The organism is Neomicrococcus aestuarii, assembly GCF_014201135.1.
GTDB classification, from domain to species: Bacteria; Actinomycetota; Actinomycetes; order Actinomycetales; family Micrococcaceae; genus Neomicrococcus; species Neomicrococcus aestuarii.
Window position 1 is genome coordinate 2422305 of the sequence record NZ_JACHDR010000001.1, and the last position, 15441, is coordinate 2437745.

The 15441-nt window shown below is 60.6% G+C and carries 13 protein-coding genes; 10 read left to right on the forward strand and 3 right to left on the reverse strand.

Annotation, left to right across the window (positions count from 1 at the left end; genetic code table 11):
* The first annotated feature begins 164 nt into the window (after window positions 1-164).
* Window positions 165-2033 carry a glutamine--fructose-6-phosphate transaminase (isomerizing) gene (gene glmS / locus HD598_RS11185; protein WP_071894996.1) on the forward strand — a complete coding sequence of 623 codons (1869 nt, stop codon included), beginning with the start codon at window positions 165-167 and terminating at the stop codon, window positions 2031-2033.
* A gap of 157 nt (window positions 2034-2190) precedes the next feature.
* Window positions 2191-2895, forward strand: a complete 705-nt coding sequence (locus tag HD598_RS11190; protein WP_311539023.1) for a GntR family transcriptional regulator — start codon at window positions 2191-2193, stop codon at window positions 2893-2895.
* Between the two features lie 193 nt (window positions 2896-3088).
* On the opposite strand, the gene galU is transcribed toward HD598_RS11190, so the two are convergent.
* Entirely contained in the window at window positions 3089-4012 is a 924-nt protein-coding gene (gene galU, locus HD598_RS11195) for a UTP--glucose-1-phosphate uridylyltransferase GalU (RefSeq protein WP_183665907.1), read from the reverse strand.
* Between the two features lie 105 nt (window positions 4013-4117).
* Between galU and HD598_RS11200 the strand changes: the two genes are divergently transcribed.
* Both HD598_RS11200 and HD598_RS11205 read left to right on the forward strand, forming a co-directional pair.
* A complete protein-coding gene (locus HD598_RS11200) occupies window positions 4118-4468 on the forward strand; it encodes a holo-ACP synthase (RefSeq protein WP_183665909.1) in 351 nt (116 codons plus the stop codon).
* 11 nt (window positions 4469-4479) lie between these two features.
* The gene (locus HD598_RS11205) at window positions 4480-5964 is read left to right on the forward strand and encodes an NAD(P)H-hydrate dehydratase (protein ID WP_183665911.1); all 1485 of its coding nucleotides are present in this window, start codon (window positions 4480-4482) and stop codon (window positions 5962-5964) included.
* Here HD598_RS11205 and HD598_RS11210 read toward each other — a convergent pair.
* Window positions 5961-7319, reverse strand: coding sequence for a UDP-glucose dehydrogenase family protein (locus HD598_RS11210; RefSeq protein ID WP_260170732.1), 1359 nt, complete (start codon window positions 7317-7319; stop codon window positions 5961-5963). The two genes, HD598_RS11205 and HD598_RS11210, sit on opposite strands and share 4 nt — an antisense overlap.
* Window positions 7320-7519: 200 nt before the next feature.
* Here HD598_RS11210 and alr point away from each other — a divergent pair, with 200 nt between their 5' ends.
* From alr to tsaD, 6 genes are all read left to right on the forward strand, one after another.
* Entirely contained in the window at window positions 7520-8716 is a 1197-nt protein-coding gene (alr, locus tag HD598_RS11215; RefSeq protein WP_409366187.1) for an alanine racemase, read from the forward strand.
* Window positions 8709-9287, forward strand: coding sequence for a tRNA (adenosine(37)-N6)-threonylcarbamoyltransferase complex ATPase subunit type 1 TsaE (gene tsaE / locus HD598_RS11220; protein WP_183665915.1), 579 nt, complete (start codon window positions 8709-8711; stop codon window positions 9285-9287). The genes alr and tsaE overlap by 8 nt, the downstream gene beginning before the upstream one ends.
* A gap of 283 nt (window positions 9288-9570) precedes the next feature.
* On the forward strand, window positions 9571-11856 hold the full coding sequence (glgX, locus tag HD598_RS11225; protein ID WP_183665917.1) for a glycogen debranching protein GlgX: 2286 nt from the start codon (window positions 9571-9573) through the stop codon (window positions 11854-11856).
* Window positions 11857-11860: 4 nt separating this feature from the next.
* Window positions 11861-12583: a tRNA (adenosine(37)-N6)-threonylcarbamoyltransferase complex dimerization subunit type 1 TsaB gene (gene tsaB, locus HD598_RS11230; protein ID WP_183665919.1), complete on the forward strand. Its 723-nt coding sequence runs from the start codon at window positions 11861-11863 to the stop codon at window positions 12581-12583.
* Window positions 12580-13107, forward strand: a complete 528-nt coding sequence (rimI, locus tag HD598_RS11235; protein ID WP_183665921.1) for a ribosomal protein S18-alanine N-acetyltransferase — start codon at window positions 12580-12582, stop codon at window positions 13105-13107. Before tsaB ends, rimI begins: the two co-directional genes overlap by 4 nt.
* Before the next feature lie 54 nt (window positions 13108-13161).
* Complete coding sequence (tsaD, locus tag HD598_RS11240; protein WP_183665923.1) at window positions 13162-14247, forward strand: tRNA (adenosine(37)-N6)-threonylcarbamoyltransferase complex transferase subunit TsaD; 1086 nt, start codon at window positions 13162-13164, stop codon at window positions 14245-14247.
* A gap of 36 nt (window positions 14248-14283) precedes the next feature.
* Here tsaD and HD598_RS11245 read toward each other — a convergent pair whose 3' ends face one another.
* On the reverse strand, window positions 14284-15426 hold the full coding sequence (locus HD598_RS11245; RefSeq protein ID WP_183665925.1) for a glutamate--cysteine ligase: 1143 nt from the start codon (window positions 15424-15426) through the stop codon (window positions 14284-14286).
* Window positions 15427-15441: the final 15 nt, after the last annotated feature.

The following is a 15441-nucleotide window of genomic DNA, read 5'->3' on the forward strand; positions in this document are numbered from 1 at the left end:
GCCATAAGCGCTTTTAGAGCGTCATGGTTCCTTCTTTGACTCGTCACGGTTCCACCTATTGCCACTACAGTTGCTCATTAATTGCTATTCAATGTGAGCAATCACGTGTTCACCGTCAGCGGTGAGAACCATAGTTAAGACTAAAGACAGGTAATCTAGAGCGCATGTGCGGAATTGTTGGATATGTCGGTCTGCCCTCTGTCGGTGAGCACCAAGCTCTCGATGTAGTGATGGAGGGGTTGCGCCGTTTGGAATATCGCGGATACGACTCCGCTGGTGTAGCTGTTGTCGCCGATGGTGACATTGAGATGCGTAAGAAGGCGGGCAAACTCGCCAACCTGGCCGGAGAAATTGAATCTCACCCGCTCAAGGATTCCCTGACGGGCATTGGCCACACTCGTTGGGCCACTCATGGCGGTCCTACGGACTCAAACGCTCACCCTCACCTGGCTGATGGTGACAAGTTGGCCGTGATTCACAACGGCATCATCGAGAACTTCTCAGAATTGAAGAAGTCCTTGGTAGAGAAGGGTCGCACCTTCAAGTCCGAAACCGACACCGAAGTTGCCGCTGTTTTGCTGGGCGACATTTACAACGGTGCCGGCGAGAAGAACCTTCAGAAGTCCATGCAGCTTGCTTGCCAGCAGCTCGAAGGTGCTTTCACCCTTTTGGCCATCCACGCGGATCAGCCAGGCGTCGTGGTTGCCGCTCGTCGTAACTCGCCACTCGTGGTGGGCCTGGGCGACGGGGAGAACTTCTTGGGCTCGGATGTTTCCGGCTTCATTGACTTCACGCGTCGCGCTGTGGAGCTGGGTCAGGACCAGATCGTGACCATCACGCCGGAATCCCACACCATTACCGATTTCTTTGGCAACCCAGCATCCGGTAAAGAATTCACCGTGGACTGGGACGCTGCAGCCGCCGAAAAGGACGGCTACGAGTCCTTCATGGAAAAGGAAATCAACGAGCAGCCACACGCTGTGGCAGACACCCTACTGGGTCGCTCTGATTCCACCGGAAAGCTCACGCTCGACGAGCTGCGCATTGACCCGGAAGAACTCGCCAAGATTTCCAAGATCATTGTGCTCGCGTGCGGTACCTCCGCTTACGCAGGCCAGGTAGCCAAGTACGCCATCGAACACTGGTGCCGTATCCCGGTAGAAGTTGAGCTCTCCCACGAGTTCCGCTACCGCGATCCAATTGTGGATGCATCCACCCTTATTGTGAGCATCTCCCAGTCCGGTGAAACCATGGACACTTTGATGGCTGTTCGTTACGCCAAGGAGCAGGGTGCAAAGACCCTCTCTATCTGTAACACCAACGGCTCCACGATTCCTCGCGAGTCTGACGCCGTGCTTTACACGCACGCCGGCCCGGAAATCGCTGTGGCGTCCACGAAGGCTTTCTTGGCTCAGATCACGGCAACGTACTTGCTGGGACTCTACCTGGCGCAGATTCGCGGAAACTTGTTCTCCGGCGAAATCAAGGACATCCTCGCTGATCTCGCGGACATCCCGCAGAAGATCCAGCAGGTTCTTGACCGTTCGGAGCAGATCAAGGAACTTGCCCGCTCGATGTCCGACGCTGAGTCGGTGCTCTTCCTGGGCCGTCACGTGGGATACCCCGTGGCAATGGAAGGTGCTCTCAAGCTCAAGGAGCTGGCATACATCCACGCTGAGGGCTTCGCCGCTGGCGAGCTCAAGCACGGTCCGATTGCCTTGATCGACGAAGGCAAGCCAGTGTTCGTGGTGGTTCCATCCCCACGCGGCCGCCACTCGATGCACTCCAAGGTTGTTTCCAACATCCAGGAAGTCCGCGCTCGCGGCGCCAAGACGCTGGTAATTGCTGAAGAAAACGATGAGTCGGTCCAGCAGTTCGCTGAGTGGGTCTTCTACGTTCCTGAAACCAAGACCTTGTTGATGCCGCTTCTGGCCACGGTGCCGTTGCAGATCTTCGCTTGCGAGCTTGCTCGTCAGAAGGGCTACGACGTTGACCAGCCACGTAACCTGGCCAAGTCCGTCACGGTCGAGTAATACAGCGTTGAGCACGTAGTGCTGTAAGGAAAAGGCGGTTCGCCCAGTGGCGGGCCGCCTTTTTCGTGCATTGTTCACTAGACTGTCAACAATTCAATGGTCTTTTAACGCGCGCTCAGAAGAGCGTTTGCAGTGCATTCGAGAGGAGACGGACACCGTGGCTGTAGTCAGCGAGAACTCGGCAAGCCGTGGCAAGTCCGCGGCCGAGCTCTCCCAAGAACTGCGCGCAGCCATCATGCGCGGTGACTTCGTCTCGAATCAACGACTCGTCGAGGCGGACATCGCCCACGATTTCGGTGCTAGCCGCGGTAATGTCCGGGCCGCACTGGCGGAGCTTTCCGTCGAGGGACTCATCGAGCGCATTCCCAACCGTGGCGCCCGGGTCCGCTCCGTGACCGTCGAAGAAGCCATTGAGATCGTAGAAGTCCGTGGAGCCATCGAGTCTCTCTGCGCCCGAAAAGCTGCTGAAAAGATCACTCCGGAGAGCGCCGCCGAATTGAAGGGCCTCGGGCGTGACATGGAAGAGGCCGTCCAGCGCGGAGACGTTGAGGCCTTTACGCGAGGCAACGAAAAGCTCCATGCTCGCCTCATCGAGCTTGCTGACCAACAAACAGCTGCGGTTACGATCGCCCGCTTGCAGGGTCAAGCGGTTCGCTATCAGTTCCGTCTCTCCACCATGGCTGGACGTCCACAAGTGTCCCTACCCGAGCACTTGGCCGTCATTGAAGCTGTCTGTGCAGGGGACGGTGATGGCGCGGCTCTAGCAATGCAACAGCACTTGATGTCGGTAGCGGAAGCTATTCGGAAGAGCGCATCTTCAGGGCCAGCAACACGTTCTCTCCAGAAGATCACGCGCCGCTAGCCACAAGAGTGTGCCGCAACCACTGGTGTGCGGTGTTGAATAAGAAGAGTGCTCCCGAGCATAAGTGCAGCTCCAACCAACCAGACCCGCGATCAGCAAGAATTACAACCAACGAAAAGAGCAGGCTACTAGAAGATTTTTCAACTAGTAACCTGCTCTATTGGGTTGCTCCGTGGCTACCGCCAGGGGTGAATTACTGCTTACCATCCCAAGACGCCGGCGCAGTCTTTACGTACTCCTGAAGCCAGGGCACCAGATCCGGCCCCAGATCCTTACGCTCTGCAGCTATCTGAATGACGGCCTTGAGGTAGGAGAGCTTGTCGCCGGTGTCGTAACGACGGCCCTTGAAGATCACGGCATACACACCGCCGCCCTGCTCGGCGTCCGTGCCTGCGAGGGTCTGGAGAGCATCGGTGAGTTGGATTTCGTGTCCACGGCCTGGCTCGGTGTGCTCGAGCACATCGTAGACGGCTGGGTGCAGCACGTAGCGGCCAATGATGGCGAGGTTAGATGGTGCGTCTGCAGGTTCTGGCTTCTCAACGAGGCCCGTGATTCTCACAAAGTCTTCGCCGTCGACGGCTTCCACTGCGGCGCAGCCGTAAGCGGAGATTTCGCTGGGGTCCACTTCCATCAAGGCGACGACGGAGCCGCCGGTCTTTTCCTGAACGGCGATCATGTCAGCCAACAACGTTTCATTAGCGTCGATGATGTCATCGCCCAAGAGAACAGCGAATGGCTCATCGCCGACGTGACTGCGAGAACACAGCACCGCGTGTCCAAGACCCTTGGGGTCGCCCTGACGGATGTAGTGGATATCGCCGAGGCTCGTGGCCTGCTGAACGGCTCGGAGCTTCTTGGTGTCGCCCTTTTCCTGCAAGCGCGCTTCCAACGAGGGAACCCGGTCAAAGTGATCCTCGAGCGAACGCTTGGAACGGCCAGTGATCATCAACAGATCCGTGAGTCCGGCGGTAACGGCTTCCTGCACCACATATTGGATGGCAGGCTTGTCCACTACGGGAAGCATTTCCTTGGGCATCGCCTTCGTTGCCGGAAGAAAGCGCGTACCCAACCCGGCCGCTGGGAAGACGGCCTTACGTACTTTTCTTTGTGTGCTCATAACTCACCAGACTAGTCGTTGTGATTAACGCAAGGTTAACTTTGTCACTTCGTGAAAGACAGACTGAGCCCGCGAACACGGGAAGCGCCTACTAGAGTGGAATCCATGATTGTCGGCATTGGTGTTGATGTCGTGCAGGTCTCACGATTCAAAGAGCAAATAGAGCGGACGCCTGGCCTGATTGAGCGTCTCTTCGTCCCCGCCGAGCGGGATCTTACAGTCCGCTCCCTTGCGGCCCGATTCGCGGCAAAAGAAGCCGTGGCAAAGGCCCTTGGAGCCCCCGTTGGCATGAACTGGCAACACTGCCAGGTAGTCAAAGACGACGCCGGAGACCCACACATCCTCGTCGACGGTACGGTGGCCGAGGTGGCCGCCCGTAAAGGAATTACGACGTGGCACTTGTCGATGAGCCATGACGGCGACTTGGCAACAGCCATGGTCATTGCTGAGAAATAAGGAAAAACAACATGATTCCTGCATTCACCGGTGAACAGATTCGTGCTGCGGAAGCGCCCTTGCTTGAACGCGGCGAAGGCGATCGGCTCATGGCCAAAGCGGCCTACGGCCTCGCCCAGCACACCCTCCGAGCACTGCGCGAACGCAACGGGCGCACTTACGGCACCCGAGTCGTAGCCTTGATCGGCCCCGGCAACAACGGCGGTGACGCCCTCTTTGCGCTCGCCAAACTAGCGGCCCGCGGGGTAGCCGCCCACGCAATTCAACTGACCCAACGAATTCACGAAGCCGGAGCCGCGGAACTAAAGCGAGCAGGCGGCGTCGTACTGGAAAAGGACAGCCCCGAAGCTCAGCGAGCGATCGCCGCCGCGGATGTCATTATTGACGCTGCGCTGGGAACGGGCGCCACCGGCGGCATGAGCCTGCCGGAAGTGCCGCGCGACGCCCGGGTTATCGCGTGTGATGTGCCCTCAGGGCTGCACGCGGGCACCGGGCGAGTAGCGCCTGAAACCATCCGAGCCGATCTCACGGTGACCTTCGGCGCCTTGAAATCTGGGCTCGTGGTGGGCCGCGGGCCAGAGTACGCCGGGCGCGTCGAAGTGATCGACATTGGTCTAGGCGAGCATTTGGGTGCACCGGACCTATACGTCATCGAAAGCGCGGATGTGGCCGACGTGCTGCCTCGTTTGGAGCGTAACGCCAACAAATACTCGCGCGGCGTTCTGGGCCTTGTTGCCGGTTCCGCGCAGTACCCCGGGGCCGCGATCCTCTCCGCACGCTCTGCCGTCAACGCCGGCGTAGGCATGCTTCGTACGATTGCCGACGGACTCACCGCTGAACTCCTAGCCACCGAAGTTCCCGAATCCGTAGCGCACCACGGCGCCCTTCCAGCGAACCTCAACGGGAGCGGTTCTCGCGATAACGGCTTATCCCGCATCACCGCGTGGGCGCTCGGGCCGGGAATCGGTGAGGACAAGCAACAGCAAGCAAACGTGGAATCAGCGCTCAAGACCGGACTGCCAGCGGTGGCGGACGCTTCCGCGCTACCGTACGTCACCCCGGCCTCCGGCGGATCCCACGTAGTCCTCACGCCACACCTGGGCGAGCTCGAACGGATGCTCACGGCCGCCGGCCTCCGGGTGTCCCGCGAGGACATTGAAGCTGACCCTGTCCGCTGGGCGCGGTGGGCCGCCGTGAGCTACAACTCCGTGGTGCTTTTCAAGGGTCCATCCACCATCGTGTGCTCGCCGGAAGGCTTCACTTGGGTGAACACGAACTCCACCCCAGCGCTTGCAACCGCTGGCAGCGGGGATGTCCTGACCGGACTCATCGGTGCGCTGTTGAGCGCGTGGGATACACAGCGTCCCGTGAACGACCTCGCGAAGTTGGCAGCTGCCGCCGCGTTCCTTCACGGGCAAGTGGGAATCGACCTCGAGCGCCGCTCCTCCTTCGGGGCAACGGCGCTCGCAGAACACATCGGCTCGCCTTTGGTCTAAACACCGGCGTTCAGGCCCACCATGTCGCGGGCTGGATCAAACTTGCGGCCAAGCGCCGCAACGGTCCAGCCGGCGTCTTCCCATTCGCGCACGTTCAGAACGTTGCGGCCATCGATGATGACCTTGTTCTGCACCAACCCGTCCAAATCCTCTGGGCGTAGCTCCTTGAACTCTTTCCATTCGGTCAAGAGCATGACCACTTGGGCGCCGGTCGCAGCGGCCACGTAGGAATCCACGTAGTTCAAACGAGGGAAGCGCTTCGCGGCATTGGCGTTACCCTGCGGGTCATACACGTTCACATCCGCGCCGGAGTTGAACAAGCGGGCCGCAACATCGAGAGCGGGACTGTCCCGAACGTCGTCGGAATCCGGTTTGAAAGCAACACCCAAAATGCCTACCGTGGCCCCGTTGAGGCGGCCCAGTACTTCTTCTGCAAGGGAGACCACGCGGTCGCGGCGGCGTAGGTTGATCTCATCCACCTCGGTGAGGAAGCGCATGGTGCGGTCCAAACCGAGTTCGCTCACGCGGGCCTGAAGCGCGCGAATATCCTTGGGCAAGCAACCGCCGCCAAAGCCCACGCCGGCGTTCAAGAAGCGTCGGCCAATGCGTGCATCGTGGCCAATAGCGTCAGCCAAGGTACGGATATCTCCTCCCACACTCTCGGTGACTTCGGAGAACGCGTTGATGAAGGAGATCTTGGTGGCCAAGAACGCATTCGCGGCCACCTTGACGAGTTCGGCCGTCTCATAGTCCGTGACAATCATGGGCGTCTCGGCGGCCAGCTGGCTCGCGTAGACCTCGCGCAGAATCACTTCCGCGTCCAGATCGCCTTCGGCCAAACCGATCACCAAACGGTCCGGAGTCAGGGTGTCCTTGACCGCGAAGCCTTCGCGCAAGAACTCGGGGTTCCACGCGAAGCTGATCCTCCCAGGCCCTGTATGGCGTTCTTGGACCAGTGTGGCGAGGCGGCGGGCCGTTCCGACCGGAACCGTGGACTTGCCCACAATGAGGGCGTCCTTGGTGATGTTCTCCGCGAGGGAGGTGGCTGCGGCGTCCACGTAGCGGATGTCCGCACCGTAACCGCCGGGCTTTTGAGGTGTTCCTACGCCAATGAAGTGCACGTCGCCCCAAGCGCCAGCTTCTTCAAAGGACGTGGTGAAGCGGAGCCGTCCGCTCTGCGTGTGCTTCTTCAGCAGCTCCGGCAGGCCGGGTTCGTGGAAGGGGAGTTCGCCGGCGGCAAGCATTTCAATCTTGCGCTCGTCAATATCGACGCCGAGGACTTCAAAGCCAAGTTCAGCCATGCACGCCGCATGGGTGGCGCCAAGATATCCGGTCCCAATCACTGTGATTCGCAATGGCACGGTAAGCCTCCTGAGTGATGTCCGGTACGCGGTAACCTTCATCGGCTACTGCGTGCACCATAGGAGGCCAGAATGAATGCCGTTCAAGTCCCGCGTGAATACCACGTGAACGAACCGTAACCAGCAATCTTCGGGTTTCCACAGAAAGCTGACATGAGCACTCTCGGTAAGTGCCAAAGTGGGATACTTACCGGGTGAGTTTTGAATCCCCCCAACCCGTCGAGGCCATTCCTGTGACTGCCGAATCCCGTGAAGGATTTGAGCGCGTCGCTGAGATTGATCTGTCCCATATTCGTCACAATGTGAAGCGCTTGGCGGAGCTGGCCGCTCCCGCGAAGCTCATGGCCGTGGTCAAAGCTGATGCGTATGGTCACGGTGCGGTACCCGTCGCGAAGGCTGCGTTGGAATCCGGGGCGGCATGGTTGGGGACAGCACACGTTCGTGAGGCGCTCGCGCTTCGCGAACACGGAATTGATGTGGCCTTGCTGGCGTGGCTGCACACAGCGGACACGCCATTTGAAGCTGCCATTGAAGCGGACATTGATCTCGGCGTTTCCGGGTGGGAACTACCGGTGATTGCTGAGGCAGCGGAAAAGGCCGCGAAGACCGCGCGCATCCACCTCAAAGTGGACACCGGATTGGGCCGCAATGGCGCCACCATGGAGCGTCTTCCCAGCCTGCTTGTGGAAGCGCAACAGCTGCAGAGCGAAGGAAAGATTCGCGTCGTAGGCATCTTCTCTCACCTCGCTGTGGCGGATGAACCGGATCGGACGGAAACGGATGACCAGATTCAGGTGTTCCGCGAAGCGATTGCCCTCACGGAAGCTGCCGGGTTCCATTTGGAAGCCCGACACATTGCGAATACCCCGGGCACGCTGAGCCGCCCGGACGCTCACTTTGATTTGGTGCGCTGCGGTATCGGAATTTACGGTCTCAGCCCCTTTGCGGATCAGAGCTCGGAAGATCTGGGCCTCAAGCCAGCTATGACTCTCAAAGCGCGCGTCGCCAACGCCAAACGAGTGCCTGCTCACCAAGGCGTCTCTTACGGCCTGAGCTACCAAACCAACGAGGAATCAATCCTGGTGGACGTCCCTCTGGGATACGCCGACGGCATTCCGCGCTCCGCGACCTACGCGCCCGTCATGATCAACGGCAACGAATTCCGAAGCGCTGGCCGCATCGCGATGGACCAGTTCATGATGGACGTTGGCCCGGATCAGGATCCTGAGGCGCTCATTGGCCAGTACGCCGTCTTGTTTGGCGAGAACGGTCCACACGTGGATGAGTGGGCGGCGGCGTGCAACACCATTAACTATGAGATCGTGACGCGCATTTCGGGCCGCGTTCCTCGTCGCTATATTGACGGAGCCTGGGGTCGCACCGATGACTAACACCCACACGGATCAAACGTCCACAGACGAGTCATCGCCAGAACAGTGGTCCCAAGAGCTCACCGCGGAGACCGCCGAGGACATGCATGCCCTAGGCGTCCAATTGGGGAAGCTCCTTGTTAGCGGAGATGTCCTCATCCTGACCGGCCCGCTTGGCGCCGGAAAGACCACACTTACCCAGGGCATCGGCGAAGGACTGGGCGTGCGGTCCGGGATTATTTCGCCCACGTTCGTGTTGGCTCGCGTGCACCCCAGCGAGCGCACTGACGCCAGCGACGCCCCGGCACTCATCCACGTTGATGCGTACCGGTTGAACTCCGCAGAAGAACTCACGGACCTGGACATTGATTCGCAGCTGGAAAGCGGGGTCGTGGTGGTTGAATGGGGCCGCGGCAAAGCCGAACAGCTCAGCGATTCCTACCTCGATATTGAGTTGGTGCGCCCGGAGATTGAGCTGGACGCTACAGTCGAGGGCGAGATTCTGAGTTTTGAGGACGACGCCGCAGAGCCGGCTCGCGCTGTCAGCATCCGCGCCGTTGGCCCCGCCTGGGCAACGCGCCGTTTGGGCTGAGCTGGCATGCCGCAGTTCACGGTCTGACTAGTACAAAGAGAGAGCCCCTCGTGCGGCTAGGGGGCGTCGCACGAGGGGCTCTGGATCGGTCGGGGGGCCGATCCTCCACTGGCCCAAACATTTCACCTGGGGGAGGTATGAAACGGGCCAGTGTGGGGCGCGAACGCCCACGTTTTTCGAGAAGAACATCATCGTTGGTGTTTCTCTAAAGCGAGTGTAATCAGCAAGTGCGGATTTAGTCGTCAAGCAACGCGCGAGTCGCACACTCGGATAGGCTGACAGCGTGACTTCCGTAGCGCGATCGCTAGTTCATGAGTCCACCGTTGGCTGGCAATTAGGCGCCACGTTGCGCGATTCCGGGGCGCACTTCGCGGTCGCAGCGCCGTTAGCATCAGCGGTCTGGTTGTGCCTGCTGGACGACGACGGCCGCGAGCGTCAGTTTCCTATGCGCGGCTCACGCGATGATTCATTGGGCATGGTCTGGCACAGCGACGTGGTGGGAGCGAACCCGGGCCAGCGGTACGGGTATCGCGTCGAGGGGGAGTGGGACCCGCGCAACGGTTCACGGTTCAATCCGTCCAAGATCTTGGTTGACCCGTACGCGCGAGCGATTTCCGGGGTCGTGACGTGGGATCGCTCAGTGTTTGGTTTCTCCCTGGATTCTGTGTCTGCTGACTCAGAGTCGCTCGAGTCCGGATCCCGCAGTGAGCGCACTATGACGTTGACGCCGTATGAGGCGCTCGAGGTTCCGCCGGAGGCAGGCTGGGTGATCAGCGATGAGGATTCGCTGGGGCAGGTTCCACTCTCCGTGGTGGTTGATTCCACGTTTGATTGGGGCAATGACGCTCCCTTGCGAAGGCCCATGCATGAGACCGTTCTCTACGAAGCGCATGTGGTGGGACTGACGAAAACTCATCCGGAGATTCCCGAGCATCTGCGCGGAACTTATGCCGCACTCGCGCACCCGGCCATTATTGATCACTTGCAAGGCCTCGGGGTTACAGCCCTTGAGCTGATGCCCGTGCACCACTTTGTCGATGATGCCCGCCTGACGTCACTGGGGCTCTCCAACTATTGGGGCTACAACACCCTAGGATTTTTCGCCCCTCACGGCGGTTACGCGGCCAGTGGGGACACCGGCCAGCAAGTACATGAGTTCAAGTCCATGGTGAAAGAGCTCCACCGCAATGGCATCGAGGTGATTCTTGACGTCGTGTATAACCACACGGCCGAGACACACCGCCTAGGTCCGCAGCTGAGCATGCGAGGCATCGCGAATCAGGAGTATTACCACCTAGACCCCAACGCGCCGCACGAATACGTGGACTTCACAGGTACCGGAAACAGTCTGAATCTCGAGTCCCCGCTCACGCAGCAGCTGGTGTTGGATTCGCTCGCGTACTGGGTGGATGAGATGCATGTGGACGGCTTCAGATTTGATTTGGCGCCGGTACTAGCCAGATCAAATGGCTACTGGCGCTGGGACCAGCGGCCTCGCCCACGGCAGGTGGACATCCAGGACGGGTTGAACCTTCGCAACAAATTCATGCAAAAGCTTGAAGCTCACCCCTCACTTGCTCGCACTAAGTTGTTCGCCGAACCTTGGGACGTTGGACCGGACGGTTATCAACTAGGCAACTTTTCACCTAGGTGGGCTGAATGGAACGGTAAGTATCGGGACGATGTTCGAGACTTCTGGCGGGGCACCGCCGGAATGGTGGGACCTTTGGTCTCACGGGTGGCTGGCTCGGCGGATGTGTTCCGGCAACTTGGCGCGCGACCCACGAACTCGGTCAACTTCGTCACGGTCCACGACGGTTTCACGCTTCAAGACCTCGTGTCCTACGAACACAAGCACAACGAAGCCAACGGTGAACACAACCGCGACGGTGCCGATGACAACCGCTCCCTCAACTTCGGCGTCGAGGGACTTACGGATGATCCGGCCATCAATGCGGCGCGGCTGAGGCAGCGCAAAAACCTCTTCCTAACGCTCATGGTCTCCCAAGGCGTCCCGCTGATCTCCCACGGTGACGAAGTAGGCCGCACGCAAGGCGGTAACAACAACGCGTACTGTCACAACAGCCCGGTGTCCTGGATTGATTGGGCGCAGGCGGACTCCGAGTTTTGGGCTTTCGCTCGCCGAGCGGTACAGGCCAGGACAGCGTTAGCCGCGCTGCGTCGTCGTCGTTTCTTCGAAGGAACCGCAGCCGCGGCAGTGGACGGGGATCTCCAACCGGACGTGGTCTGGATGGACCGTGACGGCGACGCGATGCAACACGATGACTGGAACGACACCTGGCAGCACAGCATCGTCTATGTCCTGAACGGATCCGCCGACGCCTGCGGGCTCCACGGGGATTCGCGGGACGTCCTCGTGATGCTTAACGCTTCCGCCGATGCCGTGACTTACGTGGCCCCACCCAACGAAGCAGACCGCGGCTGGGAACTCTTGATCTCGAGCGCGGAACCGCACGAATTCGGTGACTTCCCGGGAGCGAACTGGGACGGGCAAAGTGTGACGGTGCCCGCTCGAAGCGCCACGATTTTCGTAGCAAACGTAAGATAGAGGGATGCTCAGTCTTGCCATCGATACGTCCGCGGTGACCTCCGTTGCCCTCCAAGAACACGGCACCGATGGCACTAGCCGCACCCTCGCCGCCCGCCACACCGAGGCCACTAATACGCAAGCCGAGGTCCTCGTCTCGCTCGTGGAGGAGGTACTCGCTGAGGGCGGGATCCAGCCGTCCGAGCTCGACGTGATGTTCGTGGGCGTCGGCCCCGGCCCGTTCACCGGGTTGCGCGTGGGCATCATGGCCGCGCACATGCTCTCCTTCGTATGGGGCAAGCCGCTGCACGGCGTCATGAGCCTCGACGCGATTTCCTACGACGTCAGCCACCGCGCGGATGCGTCGCGAGAACCGTTCGTGGTGGCGATTGATGCGCGCCGCAAGGAGCTCTACTGGGCGCAGTACGACGCCGAAGGCGCCCTTCTGGACGGACCCCACGTTTCCGCGCCGGGGGAACTTCCGGCAGGAATCACAGTTTTTGGAGCCGGAGCTTCTGCACAAAAGGAAGCGTTGTCCGCGGCCGGAATCTCAGTGAGCGAGGAGTTTGCGCACCATCAGCCGTCCGCCGAGTCCCTGGGTGCGTATGGCGCGAGCGTCGTGGAGCGTGGGGGAGAGCTCTTGGGACTTGAGCCCCTGTACTTGCGCGAGTCTGACGCGAAAGTGCCAGACGCTATGACCCTGAACCCGCGGCAGGCACAGGCCCAAACGCAAGGCCAGGGCGCATGAGCGGCGAGGTAGACCTTTCAGCAGGAGCCTCGATGCGGGGCATGACCGAGGCCGACATCCCGGCGGTGTCTGCGTTGGAGAATCGTTTGTTCCCGATCGACGCGTGGCCGCTCCAGATGTTCCACGATGAACTCTCGCAGCCGGAAACCCGCGAGTACTGGGTGGTGGAGGTTGCATCCCCACACTCCGAGGACGCTGGGACTCCGGAGACCGCGATGATCGTGGGCTACGCGGGACTGATGTGCATCGAACCGATCGCGGACGTGCAGACAATCGCCGTAGTGCCTGAGCTGGAAGGCAAGGGACTCGGCACGGCGCTCTTGCGGAGGCTCATCACTTCCGCCCGTGAACGCGGCGCGCACGACGTGCTCCTCGAAGTTCGCGAGGACAACCCGCGCGCTCAGGCTCTGTACGTGCGCCACGGTTTCGAACAGATTCACGTGCGCAAAAAGTATTACCGGGACGGCGTGGACGCGCTCATCATGCGCCTTGAACTCGCCCCAGAAGTAGTAACCACCGCATAGACGCGCACCAGTCGTCACCACACAACACTTTCCAGATTTCCAAAGGACCAGAACATGCAGTCAGTGACTCATCGCGAAGCACCCGTGGTGTTGGGTATCGAATCCTCGTGCGATGAAACTGGCATCGGCATTGTGCGCGGATCCCAGCTGCTCGCCAACGCGGTCAGTTCCTCGATGGACGAACACGTGCGCTTCGGCGGCGTCATCCCTGAGATCGCCTCCCGCGCGCACCTCGAAGCGATGATTCCCACGCTCGAAAAAGCGCTCGCAGACGCCGAACTCACCCTCGATGATGTGGACGCGATCGCCGTAACTAGCGGACCAGGTCTCGCCGGAGCGCTCATGGTAGGCGTGGCTGCGGCCAAGGCTCTCGCCTTCGCGGCCAACAAGCCGCTCTACGCGATCAACCACTTGGTAGCTCACGTGGGCGTCGGCGTGCTGGACGGTGGAGAACTCCCGAAAGACCTCGGCGCGCTCTTGGTCTCCGGCGGCCACACCGAGATCTTGAAGATCGATAATCTGACCAGCGACGTCACGTTGCTCGGAGCCACCATCGACGACGCCGCCGGCGAAGCCTATGACAAGGTCGCTCGGCTCTTAGGTTTGGGCTACCCGGGCGGTCCGGCGATTGATCGCGCGGCCAAAGAAGGCAACCCCAAAGCCATCCGTTTCCCGCGCGGCCTCAGCGTCCCCAAATTCATGGGCACCGTCGAAGAGCCCGGTCCGCACCGCTACGACTTCTCCTTCTCCGGACTCAAGACCGCCGTTTCCCGCGCGGTCGAGCACTTCGACAAGAACGGCCAAGAAGTCCCGGTCGCGGACGTCGCAGCAAGCTTCCAAGAAGCCGTCGTGGATGTCATTACGAAGAAGGCCGTCCTCGCCTGCCAAGAGCATGGGCTCACGACGTTGCTTTTGGGTGGTGGCGTGGCCGCTAACTCGAGGCTCCGCGAACTCCTCGCGGCCCGCTGCCAATCAGCTGGCATCGAGCTTCGCATCCCGCCGTTCTCGCTGTGCACGGACAACGGCGCGATGGTCGCGGCTCTCGGAGCTCAGGTAGTGATGGCCGGCATCGAGCCGTCCGGCATCACCTTTGGTACGGATACCGGCCAGCCCGTGACGGAAGTGTCCCTGCGGGCGTAAGCTGCGTCGTCGTACTCAAAAATACGACGTACCGACCTACGTAAGCCGCATGCGAGCCGTGTTATCCCGCACCAGAGCGCGCAGATCTCCATCATTCTCGGCGGCAATTTTGCGCTGCCACTGGTAGCCCGCGCCGCCGCGCATGATGCGCTCGACGTCCCGCAACTCGTTCTCGCAGTCCAAGCGCTTCGCGATGGGTTCGAGCTCGTTCAGGACCTCGGTCAAGTGATCCGTGACCAGCATTTCGTTGCCGGCCTTGTCCAGAATGATGATGGCGTCGAGGCCGTAACGGGCCGCGCGCCACTTGTTCTCCACGCGGTACCACGGTGGCATCACAGGGATGCGCTCGCCGGCATCAAGGCGGTCTGACATGGACTGCACCAAGCACTGCGTCAGCGCGGCCATAGCACCCACGTCCTTGAGCGAGGACAAACCATCGGCAATGCGCATCTCCACGGTGCCGAAGCGAGGGACGGGTCGCACGTCCCAGCGAATCTCGGAAATATCGTCAATCACGCCCGTGTGAAGCATGTCAGCGACGTAGCTCTCATACTCGGACCACTGGGAGAAGTGGTACGGCAGGCCCGCGGTGGGCAGCTGCTGGAACATGAGCGCGCGCTGCGACGCGTAACCGGTATCCTCGCCGCCCCAATACGGGCTGGACGCGGAGAGTGCCTGCAGGTGCGGCTGGAAGTTGATGAGTCCGTCAACGATCGGCAAAACCTTGCTCTTATGATCCACACCCACGTGCACGTGCACGCCGTAAATGACCATCTGACGGCCCCACCACTGCGTGCGATCAATCAGCTTGCCGTAACGATCCTTGTCCGTGACCGGCTGCGTGGACGGCTGTGCGATAGGGTGCGAGCCAGCCGAAAACAGCTCGACGCCCATGGGATCTGCGATCTCGCGAACGGCCTGCATGTTGTCATGCAGTTCCTTTTTCGCTTGCGCCACTGTGTCACACACGCCCGTCACGATCTCCACCGTGTTCAGCAACAATTCCTGCTTGACATGGGGATGTTCATCATCCGGGCCGAGGTTCCCGTGATTCGCGTGGACGCCGTCCAGGATCTCCTGAGCCACACTTCTGAGATCGCCCGACTCGCGGTCAACGAGGGCAATTTCCCACTCAACCCCGAGCGTTGACTGACGGCTTTGGGCGAAATCGATGCGCATGCGGCTCCTAGTATC

Excerpts from the sequence above, each read along its gene's own strand:
- tsaB (WP_183665919.1), top strand. The coding sequence starts at position 11,861 with ATGCTCAGTCTTGCCATCGATACGTCCGCGGTGACCTCCGTTGCCCTC.
- galU (WP_183665907.1), bottom strand. The coding sequence starts at position 4,012 with ATGAGCACACAAAGAAAAGTACGTAAGGCCGTCTTCCCAGCGGCCGGG.
- rimI (WP_183665921.1), top strand. The coding sequence starts at position 12,580 with ATGAGCGGCGAGGTAGACCTTTCAGCAGGAGCCTCGATGCGGGGCATG.
- tsaE (WP_183665915.1), top strand. The coding sequence starts at position 8,709 with ATGACTAACACCCACACGGATCAAACGTCCACAGACGAGTCATCGCCA.
- HD598_RS11205 (WP_183665911.1), top strand. The coding sequence starts at position 4,480 with ATGATTCCTGCATTCACCGGTGAACAGATTCGTGCTGCGGAAGCGCCC.
- tsaD (WP_183665923.1), top strand. The coding sequence starts at position 13,162 with ATGCAGTCAGTGACTCATCGCGAAGCACCCGTGGTGTTGGGTATCGAA.
- glmS (WP_071894996.1), top strand. The coding sequence starts at position 165 with ATGTGCGGAATTGTTGGATATGTCGGTCTGCCCTCTGTCGGTGAGCAC.
- HD598_RS11245 (WP_183665925.1), bottom strand. The coding sequence starts at position 15,426 with ATGCGCATCGATTTCGCCCAAAGCCGTCAGTCAACGCTCGGGGTTGAG.
- HD598_RS11200 (WP_183665909.1), top strand. The coding sequence starts at position 4,118 with ATGATTGTCGGCATTGGTGTTGATGTCGTGCAGGTCTCACGATTCAAA.